The 15,729-nt window shown below is 32.2% G+C and carries 17 protein-coding genes; 5 read left to right on the top strand and 12 right to left on the bottom strand.

The features are described from left to right. Positions 1 to 17: 17 nt before the first annotated feature. The 3 genes from H526_RS0107315 to H526_RS28585 all read right to left on the bottom strand — a co-directional run bounded on the left by H526_RS0107315 (position 18) and on the right by H526_RS28585 (position 2,644). Positions 18 to 224 (bottom strand): hypothetical protein, encoded by a 207-nt coding sequence (locus tag H526_RS0107315; RefSeq protein ID WP_027392398.1) that lies wholly within the window; start codon positions 222 to 224, stop codon positions 18 to 20. A gap of 105 nt (positions 225 to 329) precedes the next feature. Next, positions 330 to 1,382, bottom strand: coding sequence for a UDP-N-acetylmuramate dehydrogenase (gene murB, locus H526_RS0107310; RefSeq protein ID WP_081415571.1), 1,053 nt, complete (start codon positions 1,380 to 1,382; stop codon positions 330 to 332). Between the two features lie 32 nt (positions 1,383 to 1,414). Beyond that, on the bottom strand, positions 1,415 to 2,644 hold the full coding sequence (locus H526_RS28585) for a pyridoxal phosphate-dependent aminotransferase (protein ID WP_051336042.1): 1,230 nt from the start codon (positions 2,642 to 2,644) through the stop codon (positions 1,415 to 1,417). A gap of 104 nt (positions 2,645 to 2,748) precedes the next feature. On the opposite strand from H526_RS28585, the gene H526_RS0107300 reads away from it, so the two are divergent. Further along, complete coding sequence (locus H526_RS0107300) at positions 2,749 to 4,128, top strand: aspartyl protease family protein (RefSeq protein WP_051336041.1); 1,380 nt, start codon at positions 2,749 to 2,751, stop codon at positions 4,126 to 4,128. Positions 4,129 to 4,181: 53 nt separating this feature from the next. Here H526_RS0107300 and H526_RS0107295 read toward each other — a convergent pair whose 3' ends face one another. Beyond that, the gene (locus H526_RS0107295; protein ID WP_027392395.1) at positions 4,182 to 4,586 is read right to left on the bottom strand and encodes a DUF1573 domain-containing protein; all 405 of its coding nucleotides are present in this window, start codon (positions 4,584 to 4,586) and stop codon (positions 4,182 to 4,184) included. Between the two features lie 126 nt (positions 4,587 to 4,712). Between H526_RS0107295 and H526_RS0107290 the strand changes: the two genes are divergently transcribed. Next, positions 4,713 to 7,346 (top strand): valine--tRNA ligase, encoded by a 2,634-nt coding sequence (locus tag H526_RS0107290; protein WP_027392394.1) that lies wholly within the window; start codon positions 4,713 to 4,715, stop codon positions 7,344 to 7,346. A gap of 53 nt (positions 7,347 to 7,399) precedes the next feature. Here the strand turns inward: H526_RS0107290 and H526_RS0107285 are convergent, their stop codons facing one another. From H526_RS0107285 to rsfS, 6 genes are all read right to left on the bottom strand, one after another. Further along, the gene (locus H526_RS0107285) at positions 7,400 to 7,669 is read right to left on the bottom strand and encodes an acyl-CoA-binding protein (protein WP_027392393.1); all 270 of its coding nucleotides are present in this window, start codon (positions 7,667 to 7,669) and stop codon (positions 7,400 to 7,402) included. A gap of 2 nt (positions 7,670 to 7,671) precedes the next feature. Continuing rightward, a complete protein-coding gene (locus H526_RS0107280; protein WP_027392392.1) occupies positions 7,672 to 8,319 on the bottom strand; it encodes a phosphatidylserine decarboxylase family protein in 648 nt (215 codons plus the stop codon). Beyond that, positions 8,309 to 9,118, bottom strand: a complete 810-nt coding sequence (locus tag H526_RS0107275) for a phosphatidate cytidylyltransferase (RefSeq protein ID WP_027392391.1) — start codon at positions 9,116 to 9,118, stop codon at positions 8,309 to 8,311. The genes H526_RS0107280 and H526_RS0107275 overlap by 11 nt, the downstream gene beginning before the upstream one ends. Before the next feature lies 1 nt (position 9,119). Next, positions 9,120 to 9,731, bottom strand: a complete 612-nt coding sequence (locus H526_RS0107270; protein ID WP_027392390.1) for an LUD domain-containing protein — start codon at positions 9,729 to 9,731, stop codon at positions 9,120 to 9,122. Between the two features lie 119 nt (positions 9,732 to 9,850). Next, positions 9,851 to 11,797, bottom strand: a complete 1,947-nt coding sequence (gene ftsH, locus H526_RS0107265; protein ID WP_027392389.1) for an ATP-dependent zinc metalloprotease FtsH — start codon at positions 11,795 to 11,797, stop codon at positions 9,851 to 9,853. Positions 11,798 to 11,808: 11 nt separating this feature from the next. Further along, positions 11,809 to 12,180: a ribosome silencing factor gene (gene rsfS, locus H526_RS0107260; RefSeq protein WP_027392388.1), complete on the bottom strand. Its 372-nt coding sequence runs from the start codon at positions 12,178 to 12,180 to the stop codon at positions 11,809 to 11,811. A 90-nt stretch (positions 12,181 to 12,270) separates the two neighbouring features. Between rsfS and H526_RS0107255 the strand changes: the two genes are divergently transcribed. Then, positions 12,271 to 13,002, top strand: a complete 732-nt coding sequence (locus tag H526_RS0107255) for a biotin--[acetyl-CoA-carboxylase] ligase (protein ID WP_027392387.1) — start codon at positions 12,271 to 12,273, stop codon at positions 13,000 to 13,002. 9 nt (positions 13,003 to 13,011) lie between these two features. Here H526_RS0107255 and H526_RS0107250 read toward each other — a convergent pair whose 3' ends face one another. Together H526_RS0107250 and pyrE are read right to left on the bottom strand one after the other, a co-directional pair. Next, a complete protein-coding gene (locus H526_RS0107250) occupies positions 13,012 to 13,404 on the bottom strand; it encodes an SRPBCC family protein (protein ID WP_027392386.1) in 393 nt (130 codons plus the stop codon). A gap of 12 nt (positions 13,405 to 13,416) precedes the next feature. Beyond that, complete coding sequence (gene pyrE / locus H526_RS0107245) at positions 13,417 to 14,058, bottom strand: orotate phosphoribosyltransferase (RefSeq protein WP_027392385.1); 642 nt, start codon at positions 14,056 to 14,058, stop codon at positions 13,417 to 13,419. Positions 14,059 to 14,066: 8 nt separating this feature from the next. On the opposite strand from pyrE, the gene H526_RS0107240 reads away from it, so the two are divergent. After that, complete coding sequence (locus H526_RS0107240; protein WP_027392384.1) at positions 14,067 to 14,672, top strand: NUDIX hydrolase; 606 nt, start codon at positions 14,067 to 14,069, stop codon at positions 14,670 to 14,672. A gap of 81 nt (positions 14,673 to 14,753) precedes the next feature. Next, positions 14,754 to 15,722: a hypothetical protein gene (locus H526_RS0107235; protein ID WP_155839636.1), complete on the top strand. Its 969-nt coding sequence runs from the start codon at positions 14,754 to 14,756 to the stop codon at positions 15,720 to 15,722. Positions 15,723 to 15,729 lie beyond the last annotated feature (7 nt).

Here is a 15,729-nt window from a genome sequence, read left to right as displayed (position 1 = left end):
GAAAGTATTTTTAAAAACTACTTAGAATGTCCTGTTTCATTACAGTTAGCATATTGATCAGGAGTTTTTCCACACATAGAACAAGACTCACCTTCTTTGTTTAGAAAAGGACTTTGGCTTGCACAAGTTCCGGCAAATTTTCCGTCTTTTTTAGCCCATAATTTAATTGCAATTCCTGCAAAAGCAGCTAAAAGAAGAGCTACTGTTAGTAGTACCAATTTCATAATATTATTCTCTCAAAATTCTTATGCAAAGATACGAAGAAAAACTACCTGAAAATATGATTTTAAAAAAATTACATACTTCATAAGGTTAAAAATAACTATTACTTAAATTATGTTTACCTCTGTTTCTAGAGAAATATCAAATTTTTCTTTAATAGTGTTCTTTATTTTTATTGAAAGCTCTAGGATTTCTTGTCCATTCGCATTGTTATGGTTTACTAATACTAATGCTTGCTTATCATGTACTCCAGCATCTCCCCATCGTTTTCCTTTAAATCCCGATTGTTCTATAAGCCATCCTGCAGGTACTTTTATATTTTGTTCGTCTACTTGGTAGTGTGGTATGTCTGCGTATGATTTTTGTAAATTATTAAAAGCTTCTATCGAAATTACCGGGTTTTTAAAAAAGCTTCCGCTATTTCCTATAATAGCGGGGTCAGGTAATTTGCTTTTTCGAATAGCGATTACTGCTTCCGAAACATCTTTAATAGTTGGGGTGTTAATGTTTTTATCTTTTAGAGCATTTTCTATTGCGCCATAACTGGTGTTTAGACTGTGTTCTTTTGTAGATAATTTAAAGGTAACTTTGGTAATTATATACCTTCCTTTTAATTCACTTTTGAAAACGGAATTTCGATATCCGAAACTACATTGTTCTTTATTAAAAATTCTTTTTTTTCCGGTAGTTAAATTTATCGTTTCGCAACTAACAAAACTATCTTTTAGTTCTACCCCATATGCCCCAATATTCTGTATGGGAGCACTACCTACATATCCAGGGATTAATGAAAGGTTTTCTAAACCCCCATAATCATTATTGATACAGTATTGAACAAAATCATGCCAATTCTCTCCTGCAGAAGCAGAAACTAATACATGATTATCTGATTGTTTAGCAGTACTTATGCCTTTTATTGCAATATATAATACTAAGGATTCTAGATCTTTAGTTAAGAGCATATTGCTTCCTCCACTGAGAATAAAAATGTCCTTATTCTTGTGAATAGAAAGTGTCTCTATAAGCTCTTTTTCAGAATTGATTTTTATAAATTCTTTAGCTTTTACATCAATACCGAATGTATTGTGTTTTTTGAGAGATTTGTTTTGTTCTATTTTCAAAAAGGATATGGTTTTAGTTGTACGCGATTTTTTACTTATTCTGAAAGTGAAATATATGATTATTTATCATTTTATAGGCTAACTTTCTCTTTGATGATGCTAAAAGATTTTTGATCAGTATATTTTGCTAAAGCAAGTTTTAATATATTAATCGCCTTTTTTAAATCTCTTCTATTTAAAACATACGCAATTCTAACTTGGTTTAATCCTTCATTTGGACTAGAGTAAAAACCAGCAGCAGGAGCAAGCATAACGGTTTCGTTATTTACATGAAACTCATCTAAAAGCCATTTGGTAAAATGATCCGCATCTTCTATTGGTAATTCTGCAATGCAATAAAATGCGCCATTAGGTGTTGCTACTTTAACGCCTGGAATCTGTCTAAGTCCATCGACAAGCGTGTCTCTTCTGATTTTATATTTTGCTACAGTTTCGGTGTAATATGATTCTGGAGCTTCTAGCGCAGCTTCGCTGGCGATTTGAGCAAAAGTGGGAGGACTTAATCTTGCTTGTGCAAATTTCATTGCTGTTTCCATGACACTTTTATTCTTACTAACCATACAACCTATTCGTGCTCCACACATACTGTAACGTTTAGAAACTGAATCAACTACTATTGCGTGATCGTCAAGAATTCTTTCTTGTAAAATCGAGTAATGTTCTGAGTCATCATATACAAACTCTCTGTACACTTCGTCAGAAATTAAAAACAAATCATATTTTATTGCTAAATCAGCAAGCTGTTTTATTTCTTCCTTACTATAAAGATACCCCGTTGGATTTCCTGGATTACAGATAAGTATAGCTTTGGTTTTTGGTGTAATAAGTTTTTCAAAATCTTTTATTGGTGGTAGTGCAAAACCATTATCAATCTGAGAAATTACAGGAACAACAGTTACCGTTGATTGTGTAGAGAAACTATAGTAATTAGCATAGAACGGTTCAGGGACGATAATTTCGTCTCCTGGATCTGTAATACTACCCATTGTAAAGATTAACGCTTCGCTTCCTCCAGTGGTAACCAAAATATCATCTGATGATATCGTAATATCGTGTTTAGCGTAATAACCAGCTAGTTTTTTTCTAAAGCTCTCAAAACCGGCAGAATGACTATATGCTAAAACATCTAGTTTATGATTTCTTACTGCATTTAAGGCCTCTATAGGAGTCTTTATGTCCGGTTGTCCGATATTAAGATGAAAAATATGCTTTCCTTCTTTTACCGCTTTTTCTGCAAAAGGAGCTAATTTACGAATTGGAGATTCGGGCATCGCTTTTCCTTTACTTGATATTACAGGCATTCCATTTAATTTAAAAAGTAAAATAGCGGTAAATTTCTTAAATTATTTAGGATTTAAGTTAATTATTATCAGGAATTTTCAAGTATTTTTCTATATTTATTGGAATGGAGATTTTGTACTGGGATTTTTATCATTTTCTTAAAGAGAAGGCCCTAATTCTATTTTTGCTCGTTTCTTTTACACTAAATGCTCAAGAAGGTTTTAAACTACCACAAGGTCAGACTAGTGATAAGATTAAATTTGAACTAGCTAATAACCTTATTATTATCCCTGTTGAGCTCAACGGAGTTAAACTATCTTTTATTTTAGATACAGGAGTAGGTTCCACTATTTTATTTAGTATTGATAAAAGGGAGTCTTTAGAATTAAAAAATGCTTCTAAAATTTACCTTAGAGGTTTAGGAAATGAAGCCCCTGCAGAAGCCATTAAATCTACCAATAATTTATTAAAAATAGGAGAAACGTATAGTGATGATCATACAGTTTACATGATTTTTGATGAGTCTATGAACTTTTCTCCTCTAATGGGTTTTCCAATTCATGGTATAATCGGATATGATTTTTTTAAAAAATTTATTCTTAATATTAATTACACAAAAGAGTATATAAAAATCTATGATCCAGAATCATATACCTATAAGAAATGTAGAAAATGTTATCAAACTGATTTAGATCTAAGTAATGGTAGGAAAAGACCATTGATTAAGGCTAAGTATAAAACAAGTACTGGGTATTTAGATGTTAATCTTTTGCTAGATTCAGGATCTAGTTCTGCATTATGGCTTTTCGAAAACTCAGAAATTAACCTTAAAGCTCCAAGTGATTCTTTTGATGATTTTCTGGGTACAGGATTTAATGGAGAGATATATGGAAAGAAAACAAAAGTAAAAGGTTTGGCTATTGGGGATTTCGAGATAAAAGAAATAACAGCTTCTTTTCCAGATTCTCTGTATATACAAGGAATTTCTTTAAAATCACGTCAAGGTTCTATTGGTGGTAGTGTCTTAAAAAGATTCAATATGATTATTGATTATCCTAATAAGAAAATAACTTATAAGAAAAATAGTTTTTTCGATAAACCATTTCATTATAATATGAGTGGGCTTACAATTCAACATAGTGGTGTAAGGGTTTTAAAGGATTATAATATTCGTAGAAGTCCTTCTCGTCCTTCTTTAGATTTTGTAACAAAAGATAATGGTAAGATTTCAATAAATGTATTTAAAGCGGATGCAAGTTCCTTTGTATATTCATTACAACCAGAATATAAGATTACTGAAGTTAGACCTGATTCTCCTGCTGCGATAGCTGGATTGTTAAAAGGCGATAAGGTCTTAGAAGTTAATGGTAGAGCATCACATTTGTACAAGCTCTCTGATATGAATGATTTGTTTTATTCAGAAGAGGGAAAAAAAATTACAATTAAGGTAGAGAGATTGGGAGTGGTCATTAAATTTACCTTTTATCTTAAAAAAGTGATATAAAAAAAGGTTTTACGAATAAGTCGTAAAACCTTTTTTTAATATGTTAATTCTTTTTAATTCTTTTTTTCAAGAACACTCTTTGTGTCGTCTAATACCGTACCTTTTATTTTTATTGCTTTAGTAGATTCTTCTGCGTTAGAATAAACTGTTATTGTTTTACGAATTGGACCAACACGTTTTGTGTCATATTTTACTTCAATTACTCCAGTTGCTCCAGGAGCAATAGGATCTTCAGGTTTTTTAGGTATGGTACAACCACAACTAGAGTATACTCTGGAAATAATTAACGGAGCATTTCCTGTGTTTGTGAACTCAAATTGGCGAATTCCATCACTACCCTTGGAAATTTCCCCATAATCAATCACTTCTGTTTTAAAATCGATTTTCGCTTTGGCATCCTGAGCGTTTAGGGTAATTCCCAGAAAACCAATAAATAAAATCATCATTACATTTTTCATAACGTAGGTTTTTATAATGTGTAAAAGTAGTTACTTTTTATTCAACTTCAAAATTGCAAAAGACTTTCAAGTTGTCGTATATAATAATTACTTTTGCACTCTAAAATCCAAAAATCGGACCAAACTATGGCTTTAGCAGGAAAATATGATGCAAAATCAGTAGAAGACAAGTGGTATAACTATTGGATGGAAAATAATTATTTCCATTCTGAAGTTGATGAAAGAGAGGCATATACTATAGTCATTCCTCCGCCAAATGTTACAGGAGTATTGCACATGGGGCATATGCTTAACAATACAATACAAGATGTATTGATCAGGAGAGCTCGTCTGAAAGGATATAATGCATGTTGGGTTCCAGGTACCGATCACGCTTCTATTGCTACCGAGGCTAAAGTAGTTGCAAAGCTAAAAGCAGACGGGATTGATAAAAATGATTTAACAAGATCAGAGTTTTTAGAACATGCTTGGGAATGGACTCATAAGCATGGTGGAATAATTCTAGAACAACTTAAAAAACTGGGAGCATCTTGTGATTGGGAACGAACGGCTTTCACAATGGATGACAATTTGTCTGCTTCCGTGATCAAAGTTTTTGTTGATTTATATAATAAAGGTCTTATTTATAGAGGGTACCGAATGGTTAATTGGGATCCTGAAGCTAAGACTACTTTGTCTGATGAAGAAGTGATTTATGAAGAAAAACAGGGGAATCTTTATTATTTAAAATATAAAATAGAAGGAAGTGATGATACATTAACAATCGCTACTACACGTCCAGAAACAATAATGGGTGATACAGCAATTTGTATTAATCCAAATGATGAACGTTTTTCCCACCTGAAAGGAAAAAAAGCAATAGTGCCAATTGCTAATAGAGCTATTCCTATTATTGAAGATGAATATGTGGATATGGAATTTGGTACTGGATGTTTAAAGGTAACCCCTGCTCATGATCAGAATGACAAAGTTTTAGGAGATAAGCATAAATTAGAAGTTATAGATATCTTTAATGATGATGCTACTTTAAATTCGTTTGGGTTACATTATGAAGGTAAAGATAGATTCGTAGTAAGAAAAGAGATCCTTAAGGAGCTTGAATCTATAGGCGTGCTAGAAAAAACAGAAACACATCTTAATAAGGTAGGGACCAGTGAGCGAACTAAAGCTGTAATAGAGCCAAAATTGAGTGATCAATGGTTTTTAAAGATGGAAGGTTTGGCAAAACCTGCGTTAGATGCTGTTTTGGATAAGGATGTTAATTTAGTTCCAGAAAAGTTTATAAATACCTACCGTCATTGGATGGAGAATGTGCGAGACTGGAATATATCTCGTCAATTGTGGTGGGGACATCAAATACCAGCTTATTTTTATGCTGATGGTAAAGAAGATTTTGTTGTTGCAGAAACTAGAGAAGAGGCACTTGCTTTAGCAAAAGAAAAAACAGGAAACGTTGCCTTAACCGATGCTGATTTAACTCAGGATCCTGATGCACTTGATACCTGGTTCTCATCATGGTTATGGCCAATGAGTGTGTTTAATGGAATTTTAGAGCCAGATAATAAGGAAATCAATTACTATTACCCTACCAACGATTTAGTAACTGCACCAGAAATTTTATTCTTTTGGGTGGCAAGAATGATTATTGCTGGTTATGAATATAGAAAAGAAAAACCTTTTACGAATGTATATCTTACGGGTATTGTAAGAGATAAGCAAAGACGTAAAATGTCAAAATCTTTAGGAAATTCTCCTGATCCATTAGATTTAATTGATAAATATGGAGCAGACGCTATCAGAGTAGGGATGTTATTAAGTTCGCCAGCCGGAAATGATCTAATGTTTGATGAAGATTTATGTGATCAAGGAAGGAAGTCCTTTGTAAATAAAATTTATAACTCTTATAATCTTATTAGTGGTTGGGAAGTGGATTCGATTATTGAGCAACCAGAAGCTTCTAAAGTGGCGATAGAATGGTATCGATCTAAGTTTCAGAAAGCATTGATTGAATTAGAGGATGCTTATGCTAAATATAGGATAAGTGACGCTTTGATGATTACATATAAGCTAGTTAGAGATGATTTTAGTAGTTGGTTGTTAGAAATGATTAAACCGGCTTATCAGGCTCCAATTGATGCTAAAACATATAAAGAAGTGATTGAGATCTTAGAGGATAATCTAAAAATTTCTCATCCTTTTGTTCCTTTTATTTCAGAAGAGATCTGGCAAGATATTACTAAGAGAACTCCAGAAGAAGCTTTGATAGTATCTAGTTGGCCTCAGATTACTACTGTAGATAAAAATCTGATTAAAGAATTTGAAGTTGCTAGTGATGTAATTTCTGGAATTAGAACGATTCGTAAAGAAAAGAATATCTCATTCAAAGATACCATTGAGTTATCAATAGTAAATAGTGAAAATACTCCAAAAACTTTTGATTCGGTTGTGTCAAAATTAGGTAATGTTTCTTCTTTGGTTTATGTAGGGGAGAAGGTGGATGGAGCGCTTTCCTTTAGAGTTAAATCTAATGAGTATTTTGTTCCTATATCTGGAGCTGTTAATGTTGAGGATGAGATTAAAAAACTTACTGAAGAATTAGCATATACCGAGGGGTTTTTGAAATCTGTTCAGAAGAAACTTCAAAATGAACGATTTGTAAACAACGCTCCTGAGCAAGTTATTGCTAATGAAAGAAAGAAAGAAGCAGATGCGGAAGCTAAAATAGCTACTCTAAAATCAAGTCTTTCTGGGTTGAAGTAGTAGATTCAATAGCACATAGAATAAAAAAAAGCACTTTTATAAAAGTGCTTTTTTTATATATCCGTGATGTATTTATTTACAATCTCAATGTATTTTAGTTTGGCTTCTTTTGGGGTAAGATTTTTAACTTGAAAAAGAGCATTTAGTTTAAATGCATTTCTCAATTCGCTATTCCCAGATGGAGTATAAAAACCTTCTGTATGCATTGCTTGTTTATAGTACGCATAGAAATGTAACATAACATCAGGAGGTAATTCTATAGTAGTACTACTGGCTTTATCAAAAGCCTTTTGGAAAGCGATATTTAATTCCTCATCGGTCATACTTATACATTAGCGATAATACTTTCTCCACCTCTAACTTTTTGGTTTAAAGTTACATTAACTTCTGTGCCAACAGGTAGATAAACATCAACTCTAGAGCCAAATTTTATGAATCCACTATCAGAACCCTGTGCTACTTTTTCACCTTCTTCAGCATAATTTACAATTCTTTTTGCTAATGCCCCGGCGATTTGTCGATAAAGCACTTCAATAAAATTGTTTTTTACAACTACTGTAGTTCTTTCGTTTTCTTCTGAGGCCTTAGGGTGCCAGGCAACTAGGTATTTACCAGGATGGTATTTACTGAACTTAACCTCGCCATTTATTGGGTGTCTGGTTACGTGTACATTAATAGGAGACATGAAGATAGAAACCTGTAATCTATTTTCTTTAAAATATTCTTTCTCGAATACTTCTTCTATTACTACTACCTTCCCATCTACTGGTGCCACTACAGTATTGTCATTGACATCAGTATGCCTTTTTGGGTTTCTGAAAAACTGTAATATCAATATCAGAAAAACTAGTGTAACAGAAAAAATTGCAATAATCCATTCATCTATCTGTATTGATACATACGATGCTGCATTTATACCAAGAAAAAGTACTATTGCTACTGATATAATTTTATAACCTTCTTTATGAAACATATCTTAATATTTGTAAAAATGCGTATAAAAATGGACTCGCAAAAATAATACTATCTAAACGATCGAAAATGCCGCCATGTCCTGGCATTATTGATCCGCTATCCTTTACTCCAGCTTGTCTTTTGAATTTGGATTGTATAAGATCTCCAAGAGTGCCAAAAATACTCATAATTATACTTATAATCAACCAAAGAGGTATTGATAAAGTGTGTGAAAAGATTGCTATCAAATATCCCGCTAATAAAGTAAAAAGAAAACCTCCAATAAAACCTTCGATGGTTTTTTTTGGCGATATACGTTCCAATAATTTGTGCTTTCCAAAATTTTTGCCAACTAAATAAGCAAAGGTGTCATTTGTCCATATCATAAGAAGCGGTCCAGCTATCATAATAGGATCATATGTGTCGTTATAACACGGGATAAGTGTTAGAAAAACGATGGATGTGATAAGAAAAAATATACTGGTAAAATATTTTCTTTTTTCGAACATCGGAATGATCCTAATTGTAATTAAATCTCTAACCAGAAATAATTGAGTAATAATGGTAAGTCCAAGAGTTACTAAAATGACTGATAATGGAACTTTTAAATTAGGAGTGTGGAATAAAAGTAAAAATCCAATAAATATGATATATAACCAAGTATTCTTTAGGTGAATCAATTTTTGAAACTCATAAATACAGATGATACCAAAGATTAAGAATACTCCGATAAAGGTATATTTAGAAATAAATATAGAAATTAATAGTATCGAGATATATAAAAATCCCGATAAAGACCTTGTGAGCAGTTCCTTCATATTATAAATCTTCCAGCAGCAGCAAATATAGATTTTTTGAGCTACTTCCGTAACTTAAGAAGTCTTTTTCTTTTTGTGGTTCGAAGTTTTTTATAGTAGTAATATTAGAAGGAATTGAGTTTTTGTTTTTTTCTTTGATTCCTTTTAAACCTTCTCCAATACTTTTAACTAGTTGGCTAGTGGACGCAAGTATTATAAAGTCATCAGGTAACTCTGTTAACTTTTTTTCTCTAAGTTGATTAGAAGATATAAGAATGGCTCCACTATCTGCAATTAGATATTCGCAAGTGGCAAAAAAGAAAGAGGCTGGAGATTTTTTTATATAGTTAAGGTTGAAACCAGAAAACTTATGTTCTAGTCCCATGTCGAAACAGCAAACATCTTTTTCATACCAATCATTTTCTAAAAGGATCTTATCAAAAGAATCTAGAACTTCTTTGTCACTATCACAATATAAAAATTTGCCTCCATTTCTTTTGAAATTAATCATAAAACTTTCATCAACCGGAAGGTTGATTTCTGGCATATATTTACTGCGATCTTCAGTGTGTCGTTCCTTACTCTTTTGGTCTGATTTAGATTTTGAGGAAAATATTCTTCTAAATAGACTCATTTTTAGATTCGATCGGGGATTTACGGGTTAACAATACTTTCAAAGATAAAAAAATCTTAATCTAAATAGAGTGTTAGATTAAGATTTTTTTAATTTACTAGTAAAATCGAAATAATCGTTTACGATGGTTCGATTATAGTTTCTTCTTTTTTATCAAACGGACGTTCTCCGAAAATCTTTTCAAGATTGTCTTTGAAAATTACTTCTTTCTCTAATAAAACTTCTGCAAGTTCAGTAAGTTTATCTTTATTATTCTCCAGAAGTTTGATAGCACGTTGATATTGCTGTTCGATAATATTGGAAATTTCTTTATCAATAAGTTCACTGGTCTGTTCGCTATATGGTTTCGTAAAACCATATTCATTTTGTCCAGAAGAATCATAATAGGTTAGATTTCCTATTTTATCATTAAGACCATATATAGTAACCATTGCACGTGCTTGTTTTGTTACCTTTTCTAAGTCACTTAATGCTCCAGTTGAGATTTCATTAAAAATCACTTTTTCTGCAGCACGACCTCCAAGAGTAGCGCACATTTCATCTAGCATTTGATTAGGACGTACAATAAGTCTCTCTTCAGGAAGATACCAAGCAGCTCCAAGTGATTGACCTCTTGGAACAATAGTAACCTTTACAAGTGGTGCAGCATGTTCTAACATCCAGCTTACGGTAGCATGACCAGCTTCGTGAAAGGCGATTGCACGTTTTTCTCCAGGTGTGATGATTTTGTTTTTCTTTTCTAATCCACCTACAATTCTGTCTACAGCGTCAAGGAAGTCTTGTTTTCCAACAGCCTTATTTCCTTTACGAGCAGCAATAAGAGCCGCTTCATTACAAACATTAGCAATATCTGCACCGGAAAAACCAGGTGTTTGTTTTGATAAGAAGTCAGTATCTAATCCTTCTTCTTTTTTAAGAGGTTTTAAATGCACTTCGAAAATTTCTTTACGCTCTCTTACATCAGGAAGGTCAACATAGATTTGTCTGTCAAAACGTCCTGCTCTCATTAATGCTTTATCCAATACATCAGCTCGGTTTGTTGCAGCAATAACAATAACGTTTGTATTTGTTCCAAAACCATCCATTTCTGTTAATAACTGGTTTAGTGTATTTTCTCTTTCGTCATTTGATCCAGAAAAATTACTCTTACCTCTTGCTCGACCAATAGCGTCTATCTCATCAATAAAAATAATTGCAGGAGATTTTTCTTTGGCTTGTTTAAATAAGTCACGAACTCTAGAAGCTCCTACACCAACAAACATTTCTACAAAATCAGATCCTGATAATGAGAAAAAAGGAACTTTAGCTTCTCCGGCAACTGCTTTTGCTAATAAAGTTTTACCTGTTCCAGGAGGTCCTACTAATAAGGCTCCTTTTGGTATTTTTCCTCCTAATGAAGTGTATTTTTCAGGGTTTTTAAGAAAGTCTACAATTTCTTGCACTTCTTCTTTGGCTCCTTCCAGACCGGCTACATTTTCAAAAGAAACTTTTACGTCAGTATTCTGATCGAAAAGTTTTGCTTTTGATTTTCCAATATTGAAAATTTGACCACCAGCACCTCCACCAGCGCCACCACTCATCCTACGCATGATAAAGATCCATACTCCGATGATAAGTGCAAAGGGAAGCAAAGTAATAAATATATCACCCCACATATTGCTTTCGGTGTCATAACCTACTTCAGTGGCCACTCCATTTTCACTTTTAATTCTAGCGATTTCGTTTTCGAAATTTTGTAGATCTCCGAACTCAAATTCGTAATCTGGATCATTTGGACTAGCGGGTAAAATTGAATTCTTTTTGTTTTTGGTGTGTTTTTCTTGACTTTTAGCTTCTTGCGTCAGAAATACTTTAGCTTTACGTCTATTGATAATTGATACACGCTCTACTTCGCCGTTACTTAAAAAGTTATTGAAGTCAGAAGGAGTTGTTTCGGGAGCAGATCCCATGTTTCCTCCACCTAAAAAATTTAATGCTAAAAAACCAACAATTATAACACCATAAATCCAATATGCGCTAAACTTTGGTTTTTTATTTGGTTCCATTTTTTTATTCTCTTTAGCCATTTACGCTTTTTTTAATAGTTTGTTTCGATAGTTGTAGTTTTAGCATCGCCCCATAATCCTTCGATGTCATAAAATTCTCTAATATGCTTTTGAAAAACATGTACAACTACATTTACATAATCAATCAGTACCCATTCAGCATTTTCACCTCCCTCTACATGCCAAGGTTTATCTTTTATTGATTTGCTAACTGTTTTTTGGATGGAATTAACAATGGCGTTTACTTGAGTATTAGAGGTTCCATTGCAAATAACAAAATAATTACAAACTGTATTTTCGATTTCTCTAAGATCTAAAATAGTAATGTCATTACCCTTCACTTCTTCAATACCTTTAATAATTTGGGTTATTAATTGATCAGTACCGATTTCTTTTTTAATCATGCATTTTTTTAATTTGTGTAAAGTTATTACTTTTTATGGTTTTAATGTCTGTATTTCCGGACATTTGTAAAAACTTTCACATCGTTATTTATGGATATAATCAAAGTTGATGCCATTGGCTCTACAAATACTTTCCTGAGGGATATGAATCGGGAGAAATATTTAACAAAATCTACTTGCGTTGTAGCGAGAGAACAATTGGAAGGTAAGGGACAAATGGGAACAACTTGGCAAAGTAATCCAGGAGAAAACCTTACGTGTAGTGTGTTTGTGCCGATTAATGACCTTGATGTTATGGAACAGTTTTATATTTCAATGACTGTTTCATTAGGTGTTTATGATGCTTTGGATTTGTTAAAGTTGCCTAAGTTATCTATTAAATGGCCTAACGACATTCTGTCAGATAAGTTAAAGATGTGTGGTATTTTAATTGAGAATGTTGTTAATAATGGCAGATTACGAGGAGCAATTATTGGTATTGGTATAAATGTAAATCAACAGGATTTTGATAATCTTCCGTTAGCGGGATCTCTAAAAAAAGTTTTAGGTAGGAGTTTTGATATAGATGAAGTGTTGTCTGTTTTGTTAGCAAAACTAGAATATAGATTTTCTATACTTCATAATTCTAATTTCCAAAATATAAAAAGAGAATATGAATCTTTACTATTCAGAAAAAATAAACCCTCTACATTTTTGGATGTAAAGGGGGATTCTTTTGTTGGTATTATCCAGAGTATTACTTCAGCCGGAAAGCTTCAGATACTTCTAGAAGATGAGGTTATACAAAGTTTTGATCTAAAAGAAATAAGACTGTTGTATTAATAATAGTAATTAAATCTTACTAATATTTTCACTTAAAGTATTAATGAAATTTTGAATAGGATTTTTGATCATCATTCCCATCATAGCATTGAATTGTCCTTCAAATATAAGTTGCGTTGTACTTTTTCCATTTTCTATATCCACAATATTAGCTGTAAGTGTAAATGGCAGTTTTTCGCTAGCTGCTCCAAGAATAACGGTTGAGTGTTCTGTGCTTCCTTTTTGTTCTAAAACAATTTCTGGCATTCCTTTTAGTTGAAAAAGAAATCTTGAGTCATTTAATTTTTCAAACTTTTGTTTGCTTTCAGGCATCAATTGTTCGAAGTTTTCAACTTTTGTTAAAAATTCAAATACTTCTTGTTGAGTTTTTTCTACAGTTACTGTAGGGCTTTCTAAATTCATCGAAATAAAAATTTATTGATTCCACTCTGCTGGATTTGTTCTCCAACTTTGTAGTGTTTTTTGTTCTTCTTGAGTAATGTAATTAGTATCTAATGCTTGTTCAAGAAGATTTTCATAATTGCTTAAAGTATGCAAAGATAATGCCGCTTCTTCGAAATTTTCTGAAGCTATATCAAAACCATAGTTAAAAATAGCTACCATTCCTTTTACATTTGCATTTACTTCTTTTAATGCTTTTACAGCATTAAGACTACTTTTACCAGTGCTAATTAGGTCTTCTACAACAACAACATTTTTACCAGAAGGAACGATTCCTTCTATTTGATTTTTTCTTCCATGTTTTTTTGCTTCTGGTCGAACATAGATAAATGGAAGGTTTAAGTGTTCTGCTACTAGCATACCAATACCTATAGCACCAGTTGCGACACCGGCAATAACATCTGGTTTTCCATATTTTTCTTCAATAAATTTAGCAAGGTGCTCTCGTAAAAAATTGCGAATAACGGGATATGACAAGGTAACACGATTATCGCAGTAAATTGGAGACTTCCATCCAGAAGCCCATGTAAAAGGTTCTTGTGGTTGTAATTTAATTGCGTTAATTTGCAACAGTAGTTCAGCGGTTTTTTTAGCTGTATTTTTATCAAAAATCATAGTTGCAAATGTATAAAGTTTTTGTGAATAATACGCCTATTATTCTTTCAACAAAAGAGTCTGTTGAGGATTGCGAGACAATTCATATCAAAGATGTAGATTTTCCTAAAATTATAAGGGATATTTTGCTTAAAGAAAATAAGGGCAAGGAGGTAAAATATCATTTTCATCATAAAAACGAGGAAAAGCTATTAGATCATTTGTACACAAAGTTGCCTGTAGTAATAGCAGGAGGCGGTAAGGTGTATAATTCGAAAAAGGAGATTCTTTTTATTCACCGTAATGGTAAATGGGATCTACCAAAAGGAAAAGCCGAAAAAAAAGAAAATATAGAAACAACTGCTATTAGAGAGGTAGAGGAGGAAACAGGTGTTTCTGGTTTAGAAATCACCAAGTTTTTATATAGAACCTATCATGTTTTTAAAAGAAATGGAGAATTTAGGTTAAAGGTTACCTATTGGTTTGAAATGAAAACTGAATATAAAGGAATCTTAATACCTCAGAAAGATGAAGGGATTATGAAGGTTAAATGGAAAGATGCAAAAAAAGCTCGAAAGGCACTTAAGGATTCATATGCAAATATTAGACAGTTGTTTTCACATGAGTATTTGTGATAATAAGTTTACTTATTTATGATTAAGAGATGTAGTATGTTTATTAAGGGGTCCAGTATTCGATATGTTTTTTTAATGTTAATGATAAACTTACAGGCTCAATCACATAAGGAATATCCTCCTGTGATTGAAGATTTTAATAATGATAATGTACTAGATACCTTATATTCTTTTTATGAAAGTGGGAGTACATTTGGAGGGACTGATATTAAAATTGTGAATGGAAATAGTAATGAAGTCTATAAATTCAGTGATTTTGGTTGTTATTGTGAGATGAAACGTATTTATCCTGTTCCTGCTTTATTAAGTAAACCTGAAAACAAACCATTCTTGTCAGTTATTCAGAAAAAATTATTTTCAGAACCAAGGAAAAAACCAGATTCTTCTCTTGAGTGGATTTTTAAAGGGTATTCTTCAAAGAAAAAGATATCTCAAAATAAATACTTTAACTTAATTATTTATCCTAAAGTTGATTGGAATACTGAAAAGATTAAAATCCCTGATAATTATTCTCTTGTCTTAAATAATGATACGTTAAATTTATTATTAGACGAGAAAGATTCGTTGTTTCATGTGAAAGATAAAATAGCCTTTTTATCCTATTGCGGGAATTGTCATTTTTATAATAAGTCTTCTCCAGAGTTAGTTGTAAGCGATAATGAATATAAAATATATAAAACCTCTCACGGAATTTTTGTTAAAAAAGGAGATTTACAAAAATGGTTTTTAGTGAATGATCTTAATTTAACTGGCAGTCCTGAAAAATTAAGATGGGATTCTGTATTACAAGTAGTCTTAATTGATAAATATTTAATTATTCAATTTTCCGGTGCTCCAGATATGTTTGATAGTATATTTGTAGGTAATATAGAAACAGGTGTTTTGGGGAGATTAAAATATCCATTTAGACGTAATGTTGAAGATTATGAAGGGAGTTTAGTAATAGGGGATAACATTAGGTATAGTAATGAGGAGGAGGAATCTTTTTTTGTTAACTCTAAGGATGTTTTTAAGGAGTTGGAAAGATTATATAATACTATAAAAAAGTAGACTTCTT

The sequence above is a fragment of the Aquimarina latercula DSM 2041 genome (assembly GCF_000430645.1).
GTDB lineage: Bacteria > Bacteroidota > Bacteroidia > Flavobacteriales > Flavobacteriaceae > Aquimarina > Aquimarina latercula.
Note: the sequence above shows the minus strand (reverse complement) of the source record. Positions and strands in the feature narration are given on the sequence as shown.

Bases quoted from the DNA above. Each gene is read 5' to 3' on its own strand.
- H526_RS0107315 (WP_027392398.1), bottom strand. From the start codon at position 224: ATGAAATTGGTACTACTAACAGTAGCTCTTCTTTTAGCTGCTTTTGCA.
- H526_RS28585 (WP_051336042.1), bottom strand. From the start codon at position 2,644: ATGCCTGTAATATCAAGTAAAGGAAAAGCGATGCCCGAATCTCCAATT.
- H526_RS0107300 (WP_051336041.1), top strand. From the start codon at position 2,749: ATGGAGATTTTGTACTGGGATTTTTATCATTTTCTTAAAGAGAAGGCC.
- H526_RS0107295 (WP_027392395.1), bottom strand. From the start codon at position 4,586: ATGAAAAATGTAATGATGATTTTATTTATTGGTTTTCTGGGAATTACC.
- H526_RS0107290 (WP_027392394.1), top strand. From the start codon at position 4,713: ATGGCTTTAGCAGGAAAATATGATGCAAAATCAGTAGAAGACAAGTGG.
- H526_RS0107285 (WP_027392393.1), bottom strand. From the start codon at position 7,669: ATGACCGATGAGGAATTAAATATCGCTTTCCAAAAGGCTTTTGATAAA.
- H526_RS0107280 (WP_027392392.1), bottom strand. From the start codon at position 8,319: ATGTTTCATAAAGAAGGTTATAAAATTATATCAGTAGCAATAGTACTT.
- H526_RS0107275 (WP_027392391.1), bottom strand. From the start codon at position 9,118: ATGAAGGAACTGCTCACAAGGTCTTTATCGGGATTTTTATATATCTCG.
- H526_RS0107270 (WP_027392390.1), bottom strand. From the start codon at position 9,731: ATGAGTCTATTTAGAAGAATATTTTCCTCAAAATCTAAATCAGACCAA.
- ftsH (WP_027392389.1), bottom strand. From the start codon at position 11,797: ATGGCTAAAGAGAATAAAAAAATGGAACCAAATAAAAAACCAAAGTTT.
- rsfS (WP_027392388.1), bottom strand. From the start codon at position 12,180: ATGATTAAAAAAGAAATCGGTACTGATCAATTAATAACCCAAATTATT.
- H526_RS0107255 (WP_027392387.1), top strand. From the start codon at position 12,271: ATGGATATAATCAAAGTTGATGCCATTGGCTCTACAAATACTTTCCTG.
- H526_RS0107250 (WP_027392386.1), bottom strand. From the start codon at position 13,404: ATGAATTTAGAAAGCCCTACAGTAACTGTAGAAAAAACTCAACAAGAA.
- pyrE (WP_027392385.1), bottom strand. From the start codon at position 14,058: ATGATTTTTGATAAAAATACAGCTAAAAAAACCGCTGAACTACTGTTG.
- H526_RS0107240 (WP_027392384.1), top strand. From the start codon at position 14,067: ATGTATAAAGTTTTTGTGAATAATACGCCTATTATTCTTTCAACAAAA.
- H526_RS0107235 (WP_155839636.1), top strand. From the start codon at position 14,754: ATGATAAACTTACAGGCTCAATCACATAAGGAATATCCTCCTGTGATT.